The following is a 358-nucleotide window of genomic DNA, read 5'->3' on the forward strand; positions in this document are numbered from 1 at the left end:
GCGCGAACTCGGCGATGGTGATGTCCTCGCCGGTGCCGATATTGACCAGTTCGGGCGAGGAATAGGTCTTCATCAGATAGACGCAGGCGTCGGCGAGATCGTCGACGTAGAGGAATTCGCGGCGCGGCGTGCCGGTGCCCCACACCGCGACGTTGCCCGCGCCCGAAACCTTGGCCTCGTGGAAGCGGCGGATCAGCGCGGCGACGACGTGGCTGTATTCGGGGTGATAATTGTCGCCGGGGCCGTAGAGATTGGTCGGCATCACGCTGATGAAATCGGCGCCGTACTGGCTGCGATAGGCCTCGGCCATCTTGATGCCGGCGATCTTGGCGATGGCATAGGGCTCGTTGGTCGGCTC

General features: G+C 64.0%; 1 protein-coding gene. It reads right to left on the reverse strand.

Annotation, left to right across the window (positions count from 1 at the left end; translation table 11 throughout):
* The coding region (locus tag AKL29_RS07225; RefSeq protein WP_152977463.1) for an NAD-dependent epimerase/dehydratase family protein at positions 1-358 on the reverse strand (358 nt) is incomplete at both ends.

Source organism: Bradyrhizobium pachyrhizi, from assembly GCF_001189245.1.
Taxonomy (GTDB): domain Bacteria; phylum Pseudomonadota; class Alphaproteobacteria; order Rhizobiales; family Xanthobacteraceae; genus Bradyrhizobium; species Bradyrhizobium pachyrhizi.